This window comes from Brachybacterium sp. P6-10-X1, from assembly GCF_001969445.1.
Classification (GTDB): domain Bacteria; phylum Actinomycetota; class Actinomycetes; order Actinomycetales; family Dermabacteraceae; genus Brachybacterium.
On sequence record NZ_CP017297.1, the window covers coordinates 2,664,719 to 2,686,370 of the forward strand.

16 protein-coding genes are annotated in these 21,652 nt (G+C 72.8%); 9 read left to right on the forward strand and 7 right to left on the reverse strand.

Going from position 1 to position 21,652, the window contains the following annotated elements; all coding sequences use genetic code 11:
• Window positions 1-5 precede the first annotated feature (5 nt).
• The 6 genes from BH708_RS11970 to BH708_RS11995 all read right to left on the reverse strand — a co-directional run bounded on the left by BH708_RS11970 (window position 6) and on the right by BH708_RS11995 (window position 8,617).
• Window positions 6-2,687 (reverse strand): glycosyl hydrolase, encoded by a 2,682-nt coding sequence (locus tag BH708_RS11970; RefSeq protein ID WP_076808947.1) that lies wholly within the window; start codon window positions 2,685-2,687, stop codon window positions 6-8.
• A gap of 62 nt (window positions 2,688-2,749) precedes the next feature.
• A complete protein-coding gene (locus tag BH708_RS11975) occupies window positions 2,750-3,961 on the reverse strand; it encodes a Gfo/Idh/MocA family protein (protein WP_076808949.1) in 1,212 nt (403 codons plus the stop codon).
• The gene (locus BH708_RS11980; RefSeq protein WP_076808951.1) at window positions 3,958-5,343 is read right to left on the reverse strand and encodes a Gfo/Idh/MocA family oxidoreductase; all 1,386 of its coding nucleotides are present in this window, start codon (window positions 5,341-5,343) and stop codon (window positions 3,958-3,960) included. The genes BH708_RS11975 and BH708_RS11980 overlap by 4 nt, the downstream gene beginning before the upstream one ends.
• 38 nt (window positions 5,344-5,381) lie before the next feature.
• The gene (locus BH708_RS11985; protein WP_076808953.1) at window positions 5,382-6,293 is read right to left on the reverse strand and encodes a carbohydrate ABC transporter permease; all 912 of its coding nucleotides are present in this window, start codon (window positions 6,291-6,293) and stop codon (window positions 5,382-5,384) included.
• Window positions 6,286-7,224: a carbohydrate ABC transporter permease gene (locus BH708_RS11990; protein ID WP_076808955.1), complete on the reverse strand. Its 939-nt coding sequence runs from the start codon at window positions 7,222-7,224 to the stop codon at window positions 6,286-6,288. Before BH708_RS11990 ends, BH708_RS11985 begins: the two co-directional genes overlap by 8 nt.
• An 88-nt stretch (window positions 7,225-7,312) precedes the next feature.
• The gene (locus tag BH708_RS11995; RefSeq protein ID WP_076808956.1) at window positions 7,313-8,617 is read right to left on the reverse strand and encodes an ABC transporter substrate-binding protein; all 1,305 of its coding nucleotides are present in this window, start codon (window positions 8,615-8,617) and stop codon (window positions 7,313-7,315) included.
• Between the two features lie 562 nt (window positions 8,618-9,179).
• Between BH708_RS11995 and BH708_RS12000 the strand changes: the two genes are divergently transcribed.
• From BH708_RS12000 to BH708_RS12020, 5 genes are all read left to right on the forward strand, one after another.
• Window positions 9,180-10,469, forward strand: a complete 1,290-nt coding sequence (locus BH708_RS12000) for an ABC transporter substrate-binding protein (protein WP_157235925.1) — start codon at window positions 9,180-9,182, stop codon at window positions 10,467-10,469.
• On the forward strand, window positions 10,466-12,559 hold the full coding sequence (locus tag BH708_RS12005) for a hypothetical protein (RefSeq protein ID WP_076808961.1): 2,094 nt from the start codon (window positions 10,466-10,468) through the stop codon (window positions 12,557-12,559). The genes BH708_RS12000 and BH708_RS12005 overlap by 4 nt, the downstream gene beginning before the upstream one ends.
• Window positions 12,560-12,673: 114 nt before the next feature.
• Window positions 12,674-13,405, forward strand: coding sequence for a DedA family protein (locus BH708_RS12010; RefSeq protein ID WP_083713548.1), 732 nt, complete (start codon window positions 12,674-12,676; stop codon window positions 13,403-13,405).
• Window positions 13,402-14,433, forward strand: coding sequence for a Sir2 family NAD-dependent protein deacetylase (locus BH708_RS12015; RefSeq protein WP_076808963.1), 1,032 nt, complete (start codon window positions 13,402-13,404; stop codon window positions 14,431-14,433). The genes BH708_RS12010 and BH708_RS12015 overlap by 4 nt, the downstream gene beginning before the upstream one ends.
• A gap of 203 nt (window positions 14,434-14,636) precedes the next feature.
• Entirely contained in the window at window positions 14,637-15,167 is a 531-nt protein-coding gene (locus tag BH708_RS12020) for a hypothetical protein (RefSeq protein WP_076808965.1), read from the forward strand.
• Between the two features lie 266 nt (window positions 15,168-15,433).
• Here BH708_RS12020 and BH708_RS12025 read toward each other — a convergent pair whose 3' ends face one another.
• Window positions 15,434-16,588 carry a ThiF family adenylyltransferase gene (locus tag BH708_RS12025; protein ID WP_076808967.1) on the reverse strand — a complete coding sequence of 385 codons (1,155 nt, stop codon included), beginning with the start codon at window positions 16,586-16,588 and terminating at the stop codon, window positions 15,434-15,436.
• 246 nt (window positions 16,589-16,834) lie between these two features.
• Between BH708_RS12025 and BH708_RS12030 the strand changes: the two genes are divergently transcribed.
• From BH708_RS12030 to BH708_RS12045, 4 genes are all read left to right on the forward strand, one after another.
• Window positions 16,835-17,605: a LamB/YcsF family protein gene (locus BH708_RS12030; RefSeq protein WP_076808970.1), complete on the forward strand. Its 771-nt coding sequence runs from the start codon at window positions 16,835-16,837 to the stop codon at window positions 17,603-17,605.
• A complete protein-coding gene (locus BH708_RS12035) occupies window positions 17,602-19,599 on the forward strand; it encodes a carboxyltransferase domain-containing protein (protein WP_076808972.1) in 1,998 nt (665 codons plus the stop codon). Before BH708_RS12030 ends, BH708_RS12035 begins: the two co-directional genes overlap by 4 nt.
• Window positions 19,600-19,735: 136 nt before the next feature.
• A complete protein-coding gene (locus BH708_RS12040; protein ID WP_076808974.1) occupies window positions 19,736-20,257 on the forward strand; it encodes an NUDIX hydrolase in 522 nt (173 codons plus the stop codon).
• 5 nt (window positions 20,258-20,262) lie between these two features.
• Complete coding sequence (locus BH708_RS12045; RefSeq protein ID WP_076811218.1) at window positions 20,263-21,636, forward strand: MFS transporter; 1,374 nt, start codon at window positions 20,263-20,265, stop codon at window positions 21,634-21,636.
• Window positions 21,637-21,652 lie beyond the last annotated feature (16 nt).

A 21,652-nucleotide genomic window follows, 5' to 3' on the forward strand; every position in this document is an offset into this window, starting at 1 on the left:
GTCGCTCAGAGGGTGCGCGGCCCCCGATGCAGCACGGGAACGGTGCGCAGACCGGTCGCGACGCCGTCGAGCATCCGCTCGATCTCCTGCTGCTGGAACCGCCGCCCGTAGGCCTCCTGGGCGGCGTCCACGACGCCCTCCGCAGCCGCGGTGTGCTCCGCCGTGGCGGCGGCCGCGGCCGTGGTGCCGAGGATCCGCAGGCGCAGCGTGGACGTCCCGGCAGGGAGCTTCCCGGTGAGATCGAGCCGGTACGGCGGTCGCCACAGGATGCCGAGCTCCTCTCCGTCGACCTCGAGGATCGCGATCTCTCGCACCGGCGGCTCGAGCAGCGCCCGGTATCCGCTGCCTCCGCCGGTGCGGGTGATGGCTCTGCCCTCCCCGAGATCGAGCACCAGGGGCCCGCGCGCGGTCGCCGGATCGATGGTCACCGTCGTCTCGAGCACGAGCGGTCGCAGGTCGGCGGCCTCCGTGCCCGTCAGGAGGTGCGGCAGCTCGATCGGCGTCGGCTCCTCCCACCGACGGCGGGCCGTCCAGGGGCCCGTGAGCGCGAGAGGGCCGGACGACACGTCGGGGCCCTGCGGGACGCCATCGTGCGGTGCGGCCGCGAGGCTCCGAGCAGCCTCCGGTGCCGCCCCGTCATCGGTGGCGAGCAGGAGCAGTGCCTGGTACGGGTGCAGGACCAGGGCGGCGGCGTCCGGCGCGAGCGCGCGCGTGCTGCCGTCGGACGGGTCGTGGAGCACGAGCCCAGCACGGGGCTCCCTCACCGCGACCTCGATCTCGCGTCGGGCCGGACCCGTGTTGGCCAGGAGATACAGGTCCCCGTCAGCGAGACGTCGGCGCACCGTGCCCACCTCCCCGCCGTCGCCGGTCAGCCGCAGCGGCGGGGGCAGGACGGCCGACAGCGCCGCGCCGAGGCCGGCCTCCTCCGCACCCTCGACGGCCGGCTCGCCGACGCCCTCGGCGGCGCCGGTGGCGGCGGTCATGGACAAGGCGGCGTGATCGACGAGCAGCGCGTCGTCGACCGCGTCGTCCGCGAGCGCCACCTGCACTCCCGCCGGGTAGGCCGGGGAGCCGACGGCGAGCACGGTGCCGCCGGCCCCGCGCACCCGGTCCAGCCAGGCGGCCGCCGCGGCAGGGAGCCGACCCACCCGGGGCAGCACCACCACGGGGTAGTCGGCCGGGTCCAGGCCCGCCAGGGCGTCGTCGTCGACCAGGTCGAGGTCATAGCCGCTCCGGCGGATCGCGGCCGGGATCTGCTCCCCCACGTAGGCACGGCAGGCGCGCCACAGGTCGTGGCCGCCGCCGCGGGCGGCCCGGACGTCGGCGTAGGGCAGGTACAGCGCGACGTCCGCGCCCGGTTCCCCCTGGCGCAGGGCGGCGCACATCCGGGTGAGGTGGGCGGTGAGCTCGCGCATCGCGGGCCACCAGGCGTTGCGGTCGTCGAGGGCGCCGGCGGCGTAGAACGTCCAGCCCAGACCCGGCGCGTCGGGCGCGGAGTAGGGCCAGCCGTGCCCCACGAAGTGCGTGATCCCCAGCAGCAGGTGCTCGTGCGCCTCCCCCAGCAGATCCAGCGGCGCGGCGCGGAAGGACGGGGAGTGCGCCCAGGTCCAGACCTCGCTGGAGACCACCTCGCGCCGGGCGAGGTGAGCGGCGGAGGAGGCCCAGCGGGACTGTGTCAGCGCGGTCCATCCGGCGCCCTCCCCCTCGATGAGGTGGGCGCCCTGCTGGGCGCTGAGGGTGATCGGCGGTTCTCCGTAACCCTGCAGCCGGAAGCGGACCCCGTGCTCCTCCGCCCAGTCCCGGCACACCGCCACGAAGTTCTCCTCGACCAGCTCGGAGAGGGTCCGCCCGTAGTCCTCGCGCACCTCGGCGGCGCCGGGGCCGTCGACCTGCAGCAGGTGCAGCACGGGCAGCAGGTCGTAGCCGCGTCGGTCCCGGAAGTGCGCGGGCAGACCCGCGGTCCATCCCGCCTCGTACACCTCGAGGCTGTCGCTGAAGACGGTGCCGAGCAGCTCCGCGGGCACCGCATCCAGCACGGCCCCGCCCACCGTGTCGAGGTGATGGCGCACGGCAGCAGCGCTGAGGTGGTCGACCACCGGTCCCTCGGCGCCCGCCGCGGCGCGCTTGACCTGCTGCCCGGTCACCTCCGACCAGGCGATCAGCACGGTGCGGGGTCCGCGGCCGGCCGGGATCTCCAGGCGGTCGCCCGGGACGGGCACGGGAGTCCATCCTGCGGGCGGGGATCCGTCCCCGAGGTGGACGGAGACGAGCTCGTCGCCGGGCCAGGACGGCGTGAGCTGCCGGCTCAGCGGCTGGGGCCCGAGGTCCCGGCGCTCCCAGCGCAGGCGCCTCGAGGCGTGCTCGGGGCCGACGTGGGCGCCGCCGTAGGACCAGCCGCTGCCGAGGGTCACGTCCAGACGCAGGCCCAGCTCGCGCGCTCGCTCGGCGGCGTGGCGCACGTGGGCGAGCACCTCGCGGGAGAGATACTCCGGGGAGTCCGGGCGCAGCGGGTACACCAGCGCGATCTCCGCCCCGCCGAGTCCGGCCGCGGCCATGGCACGCAGCTCGCGATCGATCTCGTCGCGCTCGACGTCCGGCCCGAACCACCACCAGCGCATCATGGGCCGGGCGGCCGGGTCCGGATGCGTCGAGGCGTCGAGGACCTGCTGGACGGTGTGGCTGCTCATCGTTCACTTCCGGACGAGGGTCGACGCCGGACGGGGCCGACGCCGGGCGGGGGTGGGAGGCGTCAGGCGGACGCGGCGCCGGGGGACATCGCCGGTCCGGCCGCGGTGATCGGGCTCCACGTGTGCACGGCTGCTGCGCTGGCCCAGGGGACGCCGAGCTCGCTGAAGGGGCGGCCGGTCTCCAGGGCCCGGAGCAGGGTCTGCTCGATGTTCTCGACCACCGGATGCTCGGCCTCGCCCGTGCCGTGCCAGATGACCGATCCGGCGCTGATCGGGGTCGGGTCCGGGGCGGACTGGATCGCCTCCAGCACGGCGCTGAAGGCGCCGGTGTCGGCCAGCGGGGAGATCAGCGGGACCTCGCGGTCGCGGACGTGAGCGATGAGGTTCTCCAGCAGATCGGCCCGCTGGTGGCTGAGCTCGGCGGCGGTCCCGTCCGCCGCGGCGCGCACGGAGGTGTCCTCCGTGTAGAGCAGGCGGTGGCTGCCGGCCGAGCCGGTGACCTCGATCCAGGGCGCGGACTGCTCCGGCGCGGTGGTGGTCAGGGCGCAGAGGACCACGGGCCCCTCGCCCGCCGGCTCGATCCGCAGGAAGGCGGTGTCGTCGGCCTCGATGTCGTGGGCGCGGCGCAGCTCGGTGGTGACCGCGGCGATGTCGGCGACCTCGTCGATACCGGCGACCGCGAGGGCCGCGTGCACGGAATGGGCGAGCGGGTTGGTGGCGACCCCGTCGGCCACGCGACGGCCGTCCAGGCGGCGCCGGCCCGCCCAGGCCGAGCGCCGGTAGTAGGCGCGGTCCCGGCTCCACGCGCCGTACGCCCGCACCGCGACATCCGCTCCGAACGCGCCGGCGGCGACCTCCTCGCGCAGCAGGTCCACGCCGGTGCCGCCACGGGCCTGGAAACCGACCTGCACCGAGCGTCGGGCGGCCCGGGCGGCCTCCAGCAGCTCTCCGTGGTCGGCCAGTGCCGGGACCGGCGGCTTCTCGAGGTAGACGTCGAGCCCGGCGGCGAGGGCCTCGGTGGTCAGCGGCACGTGGGTGTCGATCGGGGTGGCGATCACGACGATCTCGGGGCGGTCCTCGACGGGCACGGTCTCCAGCAGGGCGGCGAGACTGCGGTGGTGGATCGCCGCGAGCTCCGCGGGCGACTCGGCGACGTCGACCACCCCGACCAGGCGTGCCGTCCCGGCGGCGTCGAGGCGCGCGAGCCGGCGCAGGTGCACCGCGCCGAAGCCGCGGGTCCCGATCAGCGCGATCCGTGCGGGATCGACGGTCACCGGACGGCCCCGGTCGACGAGGAGGCGGCCGAGGCGGGGGCCCGGTGCCCCCCGCGGCCCAGGTCCAGGCCCAGGAAGTCCGCGACGTCGACCGGCCCCCCGGTGGCGAGGGACTCGTTGCCGCAGATGCCGACGGAGATCGCACGGAACCCGTCGCGGTGGTCGGAGGGTCGGCCCAGCTCATCGTCCGTGGGCCCCACGAACACGTCGCGCAGCAGCAGGGCGTCGCCGCCGCCGTGACCTCCGACCCCGTCGGGGATCTCCACCTCGCGGGCGGGTTCGAAGTGCTTCTGGACCACGAGATGCTCACCGCGCTGCCGGGCTCCGGCATCGGCCGCCGTCACGGCGACGGCGCTGGGGTCCACGTGCATGGCGGAGTGTCCGGGTCCGTCCTTCGCGATCACCTCGGCGCGCTCGACCACCTCGAGCTCGGCCCGGCCGCGCGTGCCGCCCACGGCCACGCGGTATCCCTCCCAGGGGCTGTGGGCGGTCAGGGCGTAGGTGAGGACGGGACCGCCGGCGTAATCGACGATCGCGGTGAGGTTGTCCTCGGTGGTGATGCCGGCGTCGAACACGGACCGGTCGCGCTGGTACCCGTCGTGCTGCTCCGCCTCGAGATAGAGGGCCTCGAGCCGCTCGTCCGAGCGCAGGTCCAGCTCGAAGGGATCGTGCGGCCCGTCGTGGGTGCCGCGCTCAGGCAGGGGCGGCCGTCCGCGCTCGGCGGCCGCCTCGGCCCCGTAGAAGCGCAGGCCGCCGCGCGCATAGACCCGCACGGGGGTGTCCGCGATCCACCAGTTCACCAGATCGAAGTGGTGGGCGGCCTTGTGGACGAACAGGCCGCCGCTGTTGGTCTTCTCGCGGTGCCAGCGACGGAAGTAGTCCGCGCCGTGCTGGACGTCCAGCACCCACTCGAAGGTCACGGAGACCACCTCGCCGATCTCGCCGGAGGCGATGACCTGCTTCAGCGCGGTGTTGCGGGGGCTGTAGCGGTAGTTGAAGGTCACCACCACGCGGCGTCCGGTGCGGTCGATCGCGTCGTCGATGGCGCGGGCCGACGGGGCGTCGATGGTCAGGGGCTTCTCGACCACCACGTCGGCCCCGGCCTCCAGGGACCGCACCACGTGCTCGGCGTGCAGCCGATCCACGCTGGTGACGATGACGCGGTCCACGCGCTGGTCGCGGATGACGTCCTCGAGCTGCTCGGGACCGGCCAGGACCACGTCGGCGAAGGCGCCGTGGCGGTCGCGGTGGAACTCGCGGCGGGTCGGGTTGATGTCCAGCAGCGCCACCAGCTCGGCGACGTCGGCGTGGGGTCCGGCGATCGCGTCGAGATACATCTGGGCACGGTGGCCGGAACCGATCAGGGCATAACGGGTGGGCATGGGACTCCTGGACGAGGGGTGGGCGGAAGAACGGGGACCTACTTGATGCCGGTGGTGGCGAAGCCCTTGATGAGGAACCGCTGGCCGAACAGGAACACCAGGAACAGCGGGATCAACGAGACCACCGACATGGCGAACATCGCCCCCCAGTCGGAGGAGCCCTGGGTGTCCAGGAAGGACTTCAGCGCCAGCGGCACCGTGAAGTTGTCCGGGGTGGTCAGGTAGATCAGCGACCCGAAGAAGTCGTTCCACATCCACATGAAGGTGAAGATCGTGGTCGTCGCCAGCGCCGGCAGCATGAGCGGCAGGATCACCTGGAAGAAGATCCGGAAATGTCCGCAGCCGTCGATGCGCGCGGCCTCGTCGAGCTCCTTGGGGATGCCGCGGATGAACTGGACCATGAGGAACACGAAGAACGCATCCGTGGCCAGGAACTTCGGCAGGATCAGCGGCAGCATCGTGTTCACCCAGCCGGTCTGGCTGAAGATGATGTACTGCGGCACGATCACCACATGGATCGGCAGCATCAACGTCATCAGCATGACCGCGAACGCGATGTTCCGGCCCCAGAACTTCAGCCGGGCGAAGGCGTAGGCCGTCAGCGAGCAGGCGACCAGGTTGCCGACCACGCACCCCAGCACCAGCAGCGTCGAATTGATCAGGTAGTGGGAGAACGGCTGGGCCAGGGATTCCCAGCCGCGGATGTAGTTGGAGAAGTCGAAGCTGATCGGGAACAAGCTGGGATTGCGGAAGATCTCGTCGTTGGGACGCAACGAGGAGACCACCATCCACAGCAGCGGATAGATCATCACGAGGGACGCGATGATCATCACCGCGTGCCGCAGGGCGCGGCGCACGAGCCGCTTCGGACGGCGCCGACGCACCGGGGCGGCGGCCCCCTGGTCGGCGGTGAGCGGGGCGGGGGTCGGTCGGCTCTGCAGATCAGTCATCGTAGAACACCCAGAACTTGGAGACGAAGAAGTTGATGGCCGTGAAGATCCCGACGATGATCAGCAACAGCCAGGCCATCGCGGAGGCGTATCCCATGTCGAACTGGGTGAAGCCCTTCTGATACAGGTACAGCGTGTAGAACATCGTCGAATCCGACGGGCCGCCGGTGCCGCCGGAGACCACGAACGCCTGCGTGAAGGACTGGAAGGCGTTGATCACCTGCAGCACGACATTGAAGAAGATGATCGGCGTCAGCAGCGGGATGGTGATCCGGAAGAACCGCGCCAGCTTCGAGGCACCGTCCACGGCGGCGGCCTCGTAGTACATCTCCGGGATCTGTCGCAGTCCGGCCAGGAAGATGATCATCGGCGAGCCGAAGGTCCATACGTGCAACAGGATGATCGTGCCCAGCGCCGTGTCCGGATTGGAGACCCAGCCGGGCAGGTTCTCGAATCCGAGCATCGCCCCGACCTGGTTGACCAGGCCGTTGGCCCCGAACATCTGGCGCCACAGGATCGCGATGGCCACCGAACCGCCCAGCAGCGAGGGCAGGTAGAACACGGAGCGGTAGAAGGACAGCCCCTTCAGCCCCTGGTTCAGCAGCACCGCCAGCAGCAGCGCCATGATCAGTTGCAGCGGGGTCCCGACGAACACGTAGATGAACGTGACCACCAGCGAGTTGTGCAGGCGGGAGTCGCCGATCATCTGCTTGATGTTGGCCAGGCCCGTGAACTCCGGCGGAGCCAGCAGGCTGTAATCGGTGAAGGCGAGCACGAAGGACGCGATCATCGGGATCAGCGTGATCCCGAGGAACCCCAGCAGCCAGGGGGCCATGAACGCCAGACCCGCCTTGTTGTCGGGATACTTCTCCTTCGGACCGCCCTTCTTGCGGTTCTTCGCCAGCTGGGTGAGTTCTCCGACCGCACTCATAGGCTCATTCCCTTCGTCGATGGGGCCGCGTCGCCGTCCCGGCGGGGGCGGCTGCCTCGCCGGGCACGGCGACGCGGCGCGGGGTCTGTCAACCCAGGGCCGTGGTCAGGTCGTCGAGCACGCGCTGGCCGGCCTCGGCCGTGGTCAGCTCGCCGAAGAGCATCTCCTCGCCGGCGCGGGTGAGGATGTCCTCGAACTGGCCACCGCCCTGGGGCGTGATCTCCGGGGGATCGCCGAGCTCCTCCTCGATCGCCTCGAGATAGTCGACGGCCTTCGTGTTCGCCTCGTCGAGATCCGGCACGATCGCCTCACGGACGGTGAGGTTGCCGGGCACGCCGCGCTCGACCGAGAGGATCTTGCCGGCGTCCGGCGAGTTCACGAGGTAGTCGACGAAGGCCACCGCCGCCTCGGGGTTCGCCGACTGGGCGGAGACCGCCCAGTACATGGAGGCCTTGTACCAGAGCTCGGCGTCGGCGGCGGAGCCGGTCATCGACGGCGGTCGCAGCACGGTCACGCCCTCGGGGACGAGTTCGTCGTGGGCGACCACCTGATTGGACCAGGCCACGGTCATGGCCGCCTTGCCGGTGCCGAACAGCGCCTGGTCCATCGAGCGGGAGGCGTCCTCGACGGACACGCTGGCCCCCGGGCCGGCCCCGGTCTCCTGGATCTTCTTCGCGTACTCGAACCAGGCGGTCGCCGTCTCCGCGTCGAAGCCGGCGGCGCCGTCCTTGTACTGGTCCTGCCCGGATTGGCGCACGTACACCTGGAACAGGCCCTGGATCATGCCCATCTGGGTCATGCCGTAGATGCCGTCCTCGGTGGCCTCCGAGATCTGCACGGCCGTGTCCAGGAGGGTGTCCCAGGTCCAGGTGGTGTCGTCGGGGATCTCGACCCCGGCCTCCTCGAAGATCACGGGGTTGATGAGGAAGGCGAAGGCGTTCAGCCCGGCGTTGATGGCGGCGAGACCGACATCGGGCAGCTCGCCCACCTCCACCGATCCGGGGGCGAACTCCGAGGTGTCCAGGCCCGCCTCGGCGAGGTCGAGCAGCGCGCCGCGACCGCCGTACTCGGCGAGATACTTCTCGTCCATCTGGACGATGTCGGGGAAGTCGCCGCCGGCGGTCTGGGTGGCGAGCTTGTCCCAGTAGCCGCTCCACTCCCCCGGCTCCTGGGAGATGGTGACGTCGGGAGCGACCTCCTTGTACGCCTCGACGACGTTCTTGGTGTTCTCGTTGCGGGCGGGGTTGCCCCACCAGGCCAGGCGGAGCGAGGCGGAGCCGTCCTCCCCGGAGCCTCCACCGGAGCCGCCGGCGGCGTTCGGACCGCAGGCGGCGAGTCCGGCGAGTCCAGGGACCGCGAGTCCGAGGGCGAGAGCCTTCCGTCGTGTGAACATCAGATCTCCTGTGATCAGAGGGTGCAGCGGAATGAGGGCGATGGTCGAGCGATCCCGGGATCGCTCTGCGGTGGCGCGGTCGGCGGTACTGCTCTGTGCGGCCGTCCCGTCATGAAAGGTTTCATCTCGAGCGCCGGGACGTCCGGCGCTCAGCGCCCGTCGCCGGATCGACCACGAGACGATGCCCCTCAGGAAAGCGCTTGACGGCGCTGGTGTCAACCCACATCCATCACAGGTGCATCACGCTCAGCGATCGTTATGCAAAGTTGCAATCGCACTGACCCCCTGACATCGGGCGCGACACGCGGCACGACCTCCCGCTCCGACACCGGGGCGCGACGGTCCAGGCCGCGGACCGACGATCGGGCTCCGGCGCCGACGGCCTGGATCCGCGTGGACCACGGACGCGCCGGCGGCCCGGGTCCGCGTGGACCACGGACGCACCGGCACCCTTGTGCCGACGCGGATCCCGCATTAGTGTGCCACAGCAACTAATACTGAAACGTCTCAGTCTGCATCCGTCGTCGGGCCTTCCGGGGATGCGGCCACCCCGGAAGGATCGATGATGATCACCCGCCGACACACCCTCGCCCTGCTCGCTGCCGCCGGATCGCTGCCCACCCTCGCCGCCTGCGGGCCCGGCGTCTCGCGGGGCTCCGACGGAGGCGGCGACGCCCTGCGCTTCTCCTGGTGGGGCAACCCGGAGCGGGCCGAGACCACGCGGGCCGTGATCGACCTGTTCCTCGAGAAGAACCCCGACCTGGACGTCAGCGGCGAGCCCACGGACATCTCCGGGTACTTCGACAAGCTGGCCACCGCGGTCGCCGCCGGGGACGAGCCCGACGTGATCACCATGGGCGGCGCCTACCCCGCCGAGTACGCGGCCCGGGACGTGCTGCTGGACCTCGGCACCGTCGAGGACGCGCTCGACCTGTCGGCGATGGACGACGTGGCGCGCACCAACGGTGAGGTCGACGGCACCCAGGTCGCTGTGACCACCGGGATCAACGCTCCCGGCATGATCGTCAACCCCGCGGTGCTGGAGGCCGCGGGGGTCGAACCGCCGGATGCGGAGACCTGGACCTGGGAGGACTTCGCCGAGATCTCCGCGGCCGTCAGCGAGAACACCCCGGAGGGGACCTACGGCTCCGGGACGGTGTTCACCCACGACTCGATCGATCTGTGGGCGCGCCAGCACGGGCAGATCCTGTACACCCGCGACGGCGAGATCGGGGTCGATGCCCAGACCGTGCAGTCCTTCTTCGAGTTCTCGAAACAGCTCGTGGACTCCGGCGCCTCCCCCGGCGCCGATCAGCTCGTCGAGCTCACCGACGTCGGCCCGGAGCGGACCCTCGTCGGGCGGGGGCGCGCCGCCTTCATGCTCACCTGGTCCAGCTCGCTGTCGGCGCTGTCGGAGGCCTCCGGTGCGGAGCTCGAGATCGTGAAGGTCCCCGGCGAATCCGTCGAGGCCGGGGTGTGGCTGCAGTCCTCGCAGTTCTACACGATCTCCGCCCGCACTGCCTCGCCCGAGGCTGCGGCATCCTTCGTGAACTTCCTGGTCAACGACCCGGAGGCGGGCGCTCTGATCCTCACCGACCGCGGCGTCCCGGCCGTCGAGGCGGTGCGGCAGGCGATCCTGCCCGAGCTCTCGGCCACCGCGCAGCGGGAGGTCGAGTACATCTCCGCGCTCGGCGAGATGGACCTGAAGCCCACCTGGATCGGCCCGGCCGGGTCCACGGAGGTCGAGGAGATCACGCCGCGCCACCAGAACTCGGTGCTGTTCGGGGACGCGACGGCTCAGGAGGCGGCCCAGGCCTGGCATGACGAGGCCGTCGCCGCGGTCTCAGGATGACGGGCGCCGAGACTGGGCCGCCCTCGATCGACCGCCGTGCGGTCATCTCCCGGCACGACCCGCACCTGACCGGCGCGGACGACGCGATCCTCTCCGTCGGCACCGGGAGCTTCGCCGCCGGCGTGGACCGGACCGGCACCCAGACCCTCGCCGGACCCGGCAGCGCGGAGACCCGGATCGGCACGCTCGCGGAGTGGGGCTGGCACACGATGCCGGACGGCCCACCGCAGCCGTGGGAGTCGCTGCTGCGTCCCTACGACTCCGCCCGCGGGAGGGCGGCGTACCTCGATCTGCCCGGAGGCACCGAGGACCCGGGACCGGGGGCCGCCTGGTACCGGCAGAACCCGCACAAGGTCTCGCTGCTGCGGTTCGCCCTGGTGGATTCCCGGACCGGCCGGTCCCCGTCGGCCGCGGACGTGGCCGGCGCGAGTCAGCACCTCGAGCTGTTCAGCGGGATCATCCGGTCGACCTTCCGGTATCGGGGCCGATCATGCACGGTGACCACGGCCTCCGATCCGGAGCGCTCCGCGATCGCCCTGCGCCTCGAGACCCCGGGGTTGTCCCTCGCGCTGACCTTCCCCTCCGGCACGACGGCCTGGGACCGGGCTGCGAGCTGGGAGGATCCCGGATCCCACACCACGGTCTGCGACGGTGGCCGGATCCGCCGAAGGATCGACGACCTGGCCTATGACGTCCACGTCAACGGGGCGACGACGGTGCAGACCGCACAGCACGAGGTGCGCCTGCGCGCGGGCGATGCCCCCGGCCCGCTGGACGTCGTGCTCGAGCTGGTGCCGATCGAGGCGCCCGCGCTGTCGACGGCCGCGGGAGCAGGTGCGGGCGGCGGTCCCGAGGTCGCTGCCCACGCCCTGACGGCCGCGACGGTGCGGGAGCGGTCGGCGCGCTCCTGGTCCGCGTCCTGGCAGTCGACCGGGATCCTCGACCTGGGCCGCACCGAGGATCCCCGGGCGCACGAGCTCGAGCGCCGCGCGGTGCTCTCCCGGTACATCCAGCGGGTCCACGCCGCCGGGACGCTGCCGCCGGCGGAGACGGGGCTGCTCGCGAACTCCTGGCGCGGGAAGTTCCACCTCGAGATGCACTGGTGGCACGCCGCCCACTTCGCGCTGTGGGGCGACGCGGCGTCCCTGCGCCGCAGCCTGGACTTCTACACGGCTGCGCTGCCGGTGGCGCGGGGGACGGCGCGCCGTCAAGGGTGCCGAGGTGCCCGCTGGCCCAAGCAGATCGGCCCTGACCTGCGGGAGTCCCCCAGCGACATCGGGCCGTTCCTGCTGTGGCAGCAGCCCCATCCGATCCACCTGGCCGAACTGCTGCGCCGGGCGGATCCGTCGGCCGCCGCCGATCCGGGCCTGGTCGAGGTGGTCGAGCAGAGCGCCCTGTGCCTGGTCGACCTGCTGCGGCCCGACGGGGAGCACCTGGGGCTGGGACCGCCGCTGATCGGGGCCCAGGAGCGGCACGTGGCCGACCGCGCCACACTGCAGGATCCGGCCTTCGAGCTCGCCTACGTGGCCTGGGCGCTGCGCATCGCCGACCGGTGGCGCGCCCGACGCGGTGCCCGGGACGCCGGGCAGCTGAGCGCCCTGGCCCGACGGGTCCACTCGCCCCTGACCGCCGACGGGACGCTGGCCACGTTCCGCGACGGCCCTGCGATGGACCGTTCCGATCACCCCTCCCACCTGCTCGCCTACGGCATGGTGCCACCGACCGGGACGATCCCGGCCGCCGCGGCCGAACGCGCCGTGGAGGACGTGCTCGCGGACTGGGACTGGGACTCCACCTGGGGCTGGGACTACCCGGCCCTGGCCATGACGGCGGCCCGGCTCCAGCGGCCGGAGACCGCCGTGGACGCGCTGCTGCGGGAGACGAGCAAGAACCGCTGCGACCAGGCCGGGCACTTCCCGCAGCGCCCCGGCCTGCCCGCATACCTGCCCGCGAACGGCGGCACGCTCACCGCGCTCGCGCTGATGTCGGCCGGATGGGACGACGGACCGCCGGCGCCCGGGCTGCCGGCGGTCTGGGGCGCCCGATCCGAAGGGATCCTGCCGCTGCCGGGGCCGCTCGCGGCGGAGTGATCCCCCGGCGCGGCGATGCCGGAGCTCGCGCATCCGCCACGACCCGTTCACCTGCCCGCCACCGGGCCGCGCTAGCGTGCCCGGCACCGGCGGAGCTCGCGGACGGAGGCAGGTGTGGACGTCACCGCGTGGGCCATCGGACTCATGGAGCTCCTGGGAGGGCCGGGCATCGCACTGGTCATCGCCGCCGAAGCACTGTTCCCTCCGGTCCCCGGCGAGGTGCTGCTGCCCTTCGCGGGGGTCTCCGCCGCGGCGAACGGCCAGCACGTGCTGGTCCCGATCCTGTGGACGACGGCCGGCTCGGTGCTCGGCGGGCTCGGGGTGTACGCCGTCGGCCGCACCCTGGGCGAGCGTCGCACGCGTGCGCTGATCGACCGGATCCCGCTGCTGGAGCAGCAGGACGTCGACCGTGCCCTGCGGTTCTTCGACCGCTTCGGGTTCCCGGCGGTGGCGCTGGCCCGCTTCGTGCCCATGGTGCGCACGGTCATCTCGATCCCGGCCGGGGTCGAGCGCATGCCGGTATCGCTGTTCGCCCTGGCCACCGGACTGGGGTCGGGGATCTGGAATGCCGTGTTCGTGGTGGCCGGCTACTGGTTCGGCCTCGCCGGCGGCGAGCTGCTCGAGGGCTTCGTGCGGATCTACTCCCTGATCATCGGGGCCCTGGGGGTCCTCGCCGCGATCGGGCTGATAGCCCAGCGACTGCGCGCCCGACGCCGCGCCACCACCAGCGGAGCGCGGGACGCCCGTGTCCGGCCCGGGCGGCCGGGCGAGAGCACCGGCGTTCGCGATCGGCCGAGCGATGATTCCCCCGGAGCCCGCTCGGAGCCGCCTACGCTCGACGGATGAGCAGCGAGCGGGCACCGGGCGGCGGTGAGGACGCGGCCGGCTCCGGTCGCGCCGGGCCCGCCGCCGACGTCGGGCGGTGGTTCTCGACCGCCACCACCGCGCCCCTGGACGGCCCCGGCCCCACCCGCGGCGGCCCCCGGATGACCGCCTGGGGCCCGATGGTCGGCGCCGAGTACGGACGCCGGAGCCCACGCTCCGCGATCTCCGAGGCCCTCGAGCTGCTGCGCGGCCGCCCGGTCGCGGTGCTGACCGGCGCGGGCATGTCCACCGGCTCCGGCCTGCCGGACTACCGCGGCCGCGACGCCGTGCCCCGCTCCCCCATGACCTTCCAGGAGTTCATGGGACACGACCTGGCACGGCGCCGCTACTGGGCGCGCTCCACCGTCGGCTGGGAGCAGTTCAACCGGGCCCGGCCCGGCCGCTCCCACCGCCTCCTCGCGCAGCTCGGCGCCGCGGTCTTCACGCCGACGGCGGTGATCACCCAGAACGTCGACGGACTGCACCAGGCCGCCGGATCCGCACCGGTGATCGATCTGCACGGCCGCCTGGACCGGGTGCGCTGCCAGCGCTGCGAGGCCCTCTCCTCCCGTGCCGCGCTGCACTCACGGATGCTCACGATGAACCCCGGGCTCGCCGCCCGGCTGCCGGATCTGGCGGCCGACGCCGCCCAGGCGCCCGACGGGGACGCCGAGGTGGACCGCACCAGCAGCTTCCGCTACCCGCCCTGCCCGCTGTGCGGCGGGATCCTCAAGCCCGACGTGGTGTTCTTCGGGGAGTCCGCCCGGGGCGAGGTCGTCACCTCGGCCTTCGCCGCGCTCGAGGACGCGGAGGTGCTGCTGGTGCTCGGCTCGAGCCTGACCGTGCAGTCCGGGCTGCGGTTCGTGCGCGCTGCGGGTCGCCGGCACAAGCCCGTCGTGATCCTCAACGACGGGCCCACCCGCGCTGACCCCGATGCCACGATGCGCCTGCACGGGCGGCTGGAGAACGTGCTGGCGAGCTGGGTGCCGGCGGCCGTGTCCCACGCGTGAATCACCCGGGGGCATCCGCTACGACGTACCGGAGACGCGAGCCACGTCCGGCCGCGCTTTCTCCACGGTGCTCGCCGACAGTGCTCGAGCTCAGGCCGGTTTGACCTTCTCCCGTCTCGATGCGACGGTGAAGTACAGGACATTCGAGCCACGACGCGCTGCGTACCGCGAAATAGCACATCCCATACGAAGCGGAGGTCGCAATGAAGCGTCGACAGCTGTTCACCGGGGTCGGAAGTGCAACTCTCTTGACTGTGCTCGGAATCCCTGCAATTGCTCACGCAGACGATTCCACGGACGCTCCCGCACTCGATGGCGTCGATCGGACGGAGGTCCCGGCTTTCGCTGGTGGCACAAAACATGGCGTCGTCGAGACGACAGAAACAATCTCCGGGCACGGCACGTTCAGTGCGCGACTGAACTGCGACACGGGCGATCTGACGACCACGGATCCCGACGGCTCCATCACCACGAAAAACGTCGGCGACCTCACGACCAAGCTCCAGGACATGCTGAACCGAGCGAGCGACGAGGACCTCTCCGCCCTGTCCGGGCCGAGCGCGTACGGGATCAGCGCATCGGACGTCTGCCCGTATCTCACCACAGTGATCGGATATGGTCACGCCGCGACATGGGCGTACGCGCTCACTCTCATCGCCGTGAATCCGGCCATTGCGATCCTCGTGGGCCTCGGCGAAGCCGTGTTCTGGACCTGGGTCTCCACGCATTGCTGAACTATGACGCCATCACTTCTTGTTATCTTCCTCTTCGTATTCAGCGGATCCCTGACGGGGATACTTCTCGGGAGGCGGGCTCGACGGCGCAGATCACAAGGGAAAGACGACACTCTGCGGTGACCGCGAATCGATCTGCTCGTCATTCTTCGCCGAGATCGATCCAGCGCCATTGCCGGACGTGCTCGACCGCCCATCGCCACTAGAGCCTCTCTGCGAGTGGCCCTGCTCGGTGGCGGATTATCGTCGTGCGGCCCCCATCGACCTCACCAGCCCGGTGGCGCCGTGACCCAGGCCGCGTAGCCGCCCGCGAGGTGACGCAGGTGCCCCTCGCGGCCGCTCCAGGCCGGCCGCAGATGCTCGAGAGCCTGGGCGGAGCGCGTCCCGCCCTGGCAGTACAGGACCACCTCGCCGCCGCCGACGCCGTCGGGCAGCGCCTCGGTGCCGCGGGCGAGCACCTCTCCCAGCGGGATGGTCACCGCGCCCTCGATCGTGCCCGCCGCGGTCTCCCACGGCTCGCGCACGTCGATCACGGTGACGCCGGTGGGAAGCAGGCTGCGCAGGGCCGGTACGTCGACGGTCTCGGCGGCGCTCGGGCCACCCACCTGGCAGGCCGGATCCGACGCGGCGGGCGCCTCGACCCGCGTCGCCGGTGCCCGCTGGGGATTGCGCTCGATGCGCAGCGAGCGGGTCGAGCTGGTCGCCTCGTCCCACAGCGCCAGCGTGCCGACGAGGGGCGTGCCCGTGCCGGTGACCAGCTGGATCACCTGGGAGGCCATGATCGTGCCGGTGATCCCGGGCAAGGTGCCCAGCACCCCGGCCTCGGCGCAGGAGGGGGCCTCGCCGGGCGCCGGAGGCTCGGGGAACACATCACGGTAGTGGGCGCCGCGTCCTGGCCAGAACACGCTGACCTGCCCGTGGTGGCGCAGGATCGATCCCCACACGACGGGTACGCCGGTGATCTCGCTGGCGTCGGCCACCAGGTAGCGGGTGGCGAAGTTGTCGGCGCCGTCGAGCACGAGGTCGTAGCCGCGCACCAGGTCGACGACATTGCCGGCGTCCAGATGCAGATGATGGGGCTCGACCGTGACCTCGGGATTGATCCGGCGCACCGCGGCCGCGGCGGAGTCGACCTTCGCCGTCCCCAGGGCGTCGGTGCCGTGGATGACCTGGCGGTGCAGGTTGGACAGGTCCACGACGTCGTCGTCGACGATGCCGAGCGCGCCGATGCCGGCGCCGGCGAGGTACTGCAGGGCCGGGGTGCCCAGGCCCCCGGCGCCGACGACGAGCACGCGGGCGGCGCGCAGGCGACGTTGGCCGAGGGTGCCGATCGCGGCGAGGGTGATCTGGCGGCGGTAGCGGTCGATCTGGGCACCGGTCAGCTCGGGGCCGGGCTCGACCAGCGGCGGAAGGCTCACCATGGGATCGCGTCCTCTCTGCCGTGCTCGCCGCCGGCGTCCGAGGTGCCGTGCCGGTCGGCGGGGCGCGGGGTCATGCTCCGACAGTATCCGGCCCGTGCCGGGCCTGCGAGGGACCCGACCACGGGGCGACCGGAGCACGGCCATCGCGGCTCCCCGGGCCTCACGATGCCCGATGACGGACAGATGACGACGGACAGATGACGGACAATGGAGGCGCACCGCCGCCCTCGCGAAGGAGTCGCCCCGATGACCGTCACCGCCAGCGTGCTCGACCTCAACGCCGATCTCGGGGAGGGCTACGGCGACTGGTCCCTCGGGGATGATGCGGCCATGCTCGATGTCGTGACCACCGCGAACATCGCCTGCGGGGGGCACGCCGGGGATGGCGGCACGATGCGCGCGGCCTGTCGCGCCGCCGCCGCCCGAGGCGTGGCGATCACCGCGCACGTCGCCTACCCGGACCTCGGCGGTTTCGGCCGACGCTTCCTGGACATCGCTCCGGACGACCTCACCGATCTGGTGATCATCCAGGTCGGGGCCCTGCAGGCGATGGCCGCGGCGGAGGGCACGAGCGTGCGGGGCGTGAAGCCGCACGGCGCGCTCTACAACGCCCTGGCCCACCACCAGGGGCAGTCCGCCGCGGTGGTGGCAGCGCTCCGCGAGCTCGGCGGGCAGCTGCCGCTGGTCACCGCCCCGGGCGCCGTCGCCGTCGACGCGGCGCACGGAGCCGGGATCGAGGTGGTGCTCGAGGGGTTCGCCGACCGTGCCTACCTCCCCGACGGCACCCTCACGCCGCGCAGCCGTCCCGGCGCGGTGCTCACCGACCCGGCGGCCGTCACGGCCCAGGCACGCTCGATCGCGACCGAGCAGCGGGTGCGCACGGCCGACGGGAGCTGGCGGGAGCTGCCGGTCCGCTCGCTGTGCCTGCACGGGGACACCGCCGGCGCGGTCGGGCTCGCCCGTGCCGTCCGCTCCGATCTCGAGGGCGTCGGCGTGAGACTGGAGCCGGCGCTGTGACCGGCGGGCATGCTGCGGCCGGCGCGGCCGCTCCCGGAGATCGGCTGCCGCCGCCGCTGGCGACCCACCGCGCCGGGGAGGCCGCTCTGCTGGCGGAGTACCCGGACACGGCCGCCGTGCTCGCCGCCGCAGAGTCCCTCCGTGCGCTGGAGCTCCCGCACCTGGTGGACCTCGTGCCCGCCGAGCGCACTCTGCTGCTGGCCGGCACCGCACCCCGCGACCTCCAGGACCTCGCCGACCTGCTGCGGCACCTTCCCGCCCCGGCCGCGGAGCACTCCGACGCCGACGAGCAGACCCTCTCGGTGACCTACGACGGGGAGGACCTCGCCGAGACGGCGCAGCTGCTCGGGATGAGCACGGACGCGCTGATCAGGGCGCACACCGGCGCCGTCTGGACGGTGGCCTTCGGCGGTTTCGCCCCGGGCTTCCCCTATCTGGTCGCCGGCGACGACCTCCGCGGCATCGACCGGTCCCGTCCCGACGACGGATCCGCCGAGGACGGCAGCGGACCCGAGGCGGACCCCGATGCGCCCCCGTGGGACGTGCCGCGCCGCGCCGAGCCGCGCACCGCCGTCCCGTCCGGCGCCGTCGGCCTCGCCTCCCGCTACTGCGGCATCTACCCTCGGTCCTCCCCGGGCGGCTGGCAGCTGATCGGCCGCACCGAGGCGGAGCTGTTCGACGTCACCCGCACCCCGCCGGCGCTGCTGACGCCCGGCACCCGCGTGCGCTTCACCGCCCAGCGTCCCTCCGCGCGCCTCTCCGGCACCGCCAGCGCTCTGACCAGGTCACGCCGCGGGGCCGCCACGGTCTCCGAGCGACTGGCCCGGCGTCGGCAGCAGGCCGCGGACTCCACCGCACGCACGACGACCGCGCTCGAGGTCCTCTCCCCCGGACCCCGACTCCTGCTGCAGGACGGCGGGCGACCCGGTCAGGGTGCGATCGGCGTGAGCCCCTCGGGCGCCTTCGACCGCGGAGCCCTGGTGCGGGCCGATCTCGCCGTCGGCAATCCCGCGCACGCCGCAGTCCTCGAGGCCCTGGCCGGGCCGCTGCGCGTGCGGGCCCTCGCCCCGACCATCGTGGCCGTGGCCGGGGCGGAGGCCGCGCTCACGGTGCACCGCTCGGATCCGGAGGGCTCGGAGATCGAGGTGCCCGCCGGGAGCGACCGGGACGTGCCGATCGCCCTGGATCCCGGCGATGAGCTGGAGCTGGGTCCGGTCGTCCACGGGCTGCGGCTGGTGCTCGCGGTGCGCGGCGGGATCCGTGGGGTGCGCCGTCATGAACAGGCCGACGGAACCGGCGACACCCCCTGGGCGGAGCGGTCCGACACGCCCGACAGCACCCTCGACGCCGCCGACGCCCCGGTGCTGGGATCGCTGTCCCGGGACACCCTGTCGGGCCTGGGCCCTGCCCCGCTCGAAGCCGGTGACGTGCTCCTGGCCGGGGAGACGAGCGGACTGGACGCCGTCCCGGCCCCCTACGCCCCGGCGCTCGAGGAGACCCCCGGGAGCGCGGGCGACCCAGCCGGTGCGGACGACGCCGACGACAGGGACCCGGACGACGGGGGCGAGGTCGATGAGCCGGACCGGCCGGCCGCCGGGCGTTCCCGGACGGGCCAGGTCGCCTCGGACCCGACGCCGCTCGAGATCCCCATGCTCCCCGGGCCGCGGGACGAACTGCTCGGCCGGGACGCGATGAAGGCCCTGCTCGGCACGGATTGGACCGTGCGCTCGGACTCCGATCGGATCGGTGTGCGCCTGGACGGGCCCTCCCTGCCGGTGCCGGACGGAGGCGCGTCGCTGCCCAGCGAGGCGATGGTGCCCGGCGCGATCCAGGTGCCGCCGTCGGGCCTGCCCGTCGTGTTCGGGCCCGACCATCCCACCACCGGCGGGTATCCCGTCATCGGCGTCGTCCCCCGCACAGGGATCGACCGGCTCGCGCAGGCCGCCCCCGGGACGGCGGTGCGGTTCCGGCCGATCGACGACGCCGCGCGCTGAGGCAGGCCCGACCCGGCGGCGCCACGCGCCCGAGTCGGCCGCACGCCCGAGGCGGCCGAGGTGCCTGAAGCGGCCGGGGGCGGACACACCTCGGTCCGACGCCGCCGCCACCGCCCGCAGGTGCCACGATGGACCCATGCCCCGACTGCTCCCGGACCCTGCCTACTTCGCGACCCTGCCCAAGGTCATCAGCTCCGGGTCGGTCATCCTGCGCGACGAGCACGGACATTTCGTGGTCGAGAAGCCGAACTACCGCGACCACTGGCTGCTGCCCGGCGGCGGCGTCGACCCCGGGGAGGACCCGCGCGAGTGCGCCCGGCGCGAGGTGGCCGAGGAGCTCGGCCTCGACGTCGGGATCGGGCGGCTGCTCGCGATCGACTGGCTGCCCTCCAGCGCAGTGCGCAGCGCCCCGATGGGCGTGCACTTCGTGTTCGACGCCGGAGTGATCCCCCGCGCCGAGCTCGAGGCCCGCATCGTCCCGCAGGCCGAGGAGCTCGACGACTGGGCGCTGATCGACGAGTCCGATGCCGAGATCCTCTCGATCTGGGGTGGTGCGCGGGCCCGGCGTGCCCTCGCGGTACTGCGGGGGGAGGCCGAGCTGGACCTCGCCTCCTCCGGGCACCGACCGTCGTCGCCGCCGCTCCAGGCCCGCGCGTGACCCCGATGACGTCTTCCGCATCGCAGCTCCCCGCCGACAGCCCGGCCCTGACGCGGTCCCAGCGCCTGGACCGTCTCCCGTTCACCCGCAAGCACGCCAAGCTGCTGGGCGCCTCCGGGATCGGCTGGGCGCTCGATGCGATGGACGTCGGCCTGATCTCCTTCGTGATCGCCGCGCTCAGCGTGCACTGGGGCATCTCCAAGGGCGACGGCTCCGTGATCGCCTCGGCCGGCTTCGCCGGGATGGCGATCGGCGCGAGCGTCGGCTGGCTGCTGGCCGACCGGATCGGCCGACGCAGCGTCTTCGCCCTCACCCTGCTGGTCTACGGTCTCGCCACCGGAGCGTCGGCGGTGGCGACGGGTGTGGGCGCGCTGATCGTGCTGAGGTTCATCGTGGGTCTGGGCCTGGGCGCGGAGCTGCCGGTGGCCTCCACCCTCATGAGCGAGTTCGCCCCCGCCCGGATCCGCGGCCGCGTGATCGTCTGGCTCGAGGCGTTCTGGGCACTGGGCTGGATCCTCGCCGCGGTGATCGGCACCTTCGTCGCCGCGTCGGGGCCGACGGGGTGGCGCTGGGCCCTCGCGGTCGGCCTGGTCCCCGCCGTGTACTCGCTGGTCATCCGGCTGGGCATGCCGGAGTCGGTGCGCTACCTGGAGAAGGTCGGGCACCATGAGCAGGCCGAGTCGGTGGTCGTGGAGTTCGAGCGCAGCGCGGGCGTCGACGTGCCCGGGGGTGCGGCTCCTGCCGAGCCCGGTGCCGTCGGCGACGTCCCCGTGGCCGATCAGGTGCGGGCCACCGGCGGCATCTGGTCACGGGCGCTGCGGCGGCGCACGGCCGGGCTGTGGGCGGTGTGGTTCTGCATCAACCTGGCCTACTACGGCGCCTTCATCTGGATCCCGACGCTGCTGGTGGACCGCGGGTTCACCCTCACCCAGTCCTTCACGTTCACGCTGATCATCACGCTCGCCCAGATCCCCGGCTACGCGATGGCGGCCTGGCTGATCGAGGTGCTCGGGCGGCGCTGGACGTTGACCCTCTTCCTGGCCGGCTCCGCCCTCGCCGCGACGGGCTACGGCCTGGCGGACAGCGAGGCCATGATCTTGGTGGCCGGGTGCCTGCTGAGCTTCTTCAACCTCGGGGCCTGGGGCGCGCTGTACGCGATCGGCCCGGAGCTGTACCCCACGGCCGTGCGCGGCACCGGCACGGGTGCGGCCGCCGCCTTCGGGCGGATCGCCTCGATGCTCGCGCCGTTCCTGGTGCCGGTGCTGGTCGTGACCGGCGGGCAGGCGCTCGCGTTCGTCGGCTTCGCGGTCGCCTTCGCCCTCGCCGCGGCGGCCGCCTTCACCCTGCCCGAGCAGCGCGGGCGCGCCCTGGCGGAGTAGAGCAGTCGAGCCGACC

What these genes read in the sequence shown, in the direction of transcription:
- BH708_RS11985 (WP_076808953.1), bottom strand. Translation starts at nt 6,293, where the DNA reads ATGACTGATCTGCAGAGCCGACCGACCCCCGCCCCGCTCACCGCCGAC.
- BH708_RS12005 (WP_076808961.1), top strand. Translation starts at nt 10,466, where the DNA reads ATGACGGGCGCCGAGACTGGGCCGCCCTCGATCGACCGCCGTGCGGTC.
- BH708_RS11970 (WP_076808947.1), bottom strand. Translation starts at nt 2,687, where the DNA reads ATGAGCAGCCACACCGTCCAGCAGGTCCTCGACGCCTCGACGCATCCG.
- BH708_RS11990 (WP_076808955.1), bottom strand. Translation starts at nt 7,224, where the DNA reads ATGAGTGCGGTCGGAGAACTCACCCAGCTGGCGAAGAACCGCAAGAAG.
- BH708_RS12000 (WP_157235925.1), top strand. Translation starts at nt 9,180, where the DNA reads ATGATGATCACCCGCCGACACACCCTCGCCCTGCTCGCTGCCGCCGGA.
- BH708_RS12045 (WP_076811218.1), top strand. Translation starts at nt 20,263, where the DNA reads ATGACGTCTTCCGCATCGCAGCTCCCCGCCGACAGCCCGGCCCTGACG.
- BH708_RS11995 (WP_076808956.1), bottom strand. Translation starts at nt 8,617, where the DNA reads ATGTTCACACGACGGAAGGCTCTCGCCCTCGGACTCGCGGTCCCTGGA.
- BH708_RS11980 (WP_076808951.1), bottom strand. Translation starts at nt 5,343, where the DNA reads ATGCCCACCCGTTATGCCCTGATCGGTTCCGGCCACCGTGCCCAGATG.
- BH708_RS12025 (WP_076808967.1), bottom strand. Translation starts at nt 16,588, where the DNA reads ATGGTGAGCCTTCCGCCGCTGGTCGAGCCCGGCCCCGAGCTGACCGGT.
- BH708_RS12020 (WP_076808965.1), top strand. Translation starts at nt 14,637, where the DNA reads ATGAAGCGTCGACAGCTGTTCACCGGGGTCGGAAGTGCAACTCTCTTG.
- BH708_RS12015 (WP_076808963.1), top strand. Translation starts at nt 13,402, where the DNA reads ATGAGCAGCGAGCGGGCACCGGGCGGCGGTGAGGACGCGGCCGGCTCC.
- BH708_RS12030 (WP_076808970.1), top strand. Translation starts at nt 16,835, where the DNA reads ATGACCGTCACCGCCAGCGTGCTCGACCTCAACGCCGATCTCGGGGAG.
- BH708_RS12040 (WP_076808974.1), top strand. Translation starts at nt 19,736, where the DNA reads ATGCCCCGACTGCTCCCGGACCCTGCCTACTTCGCGACCCTGCCCAAG.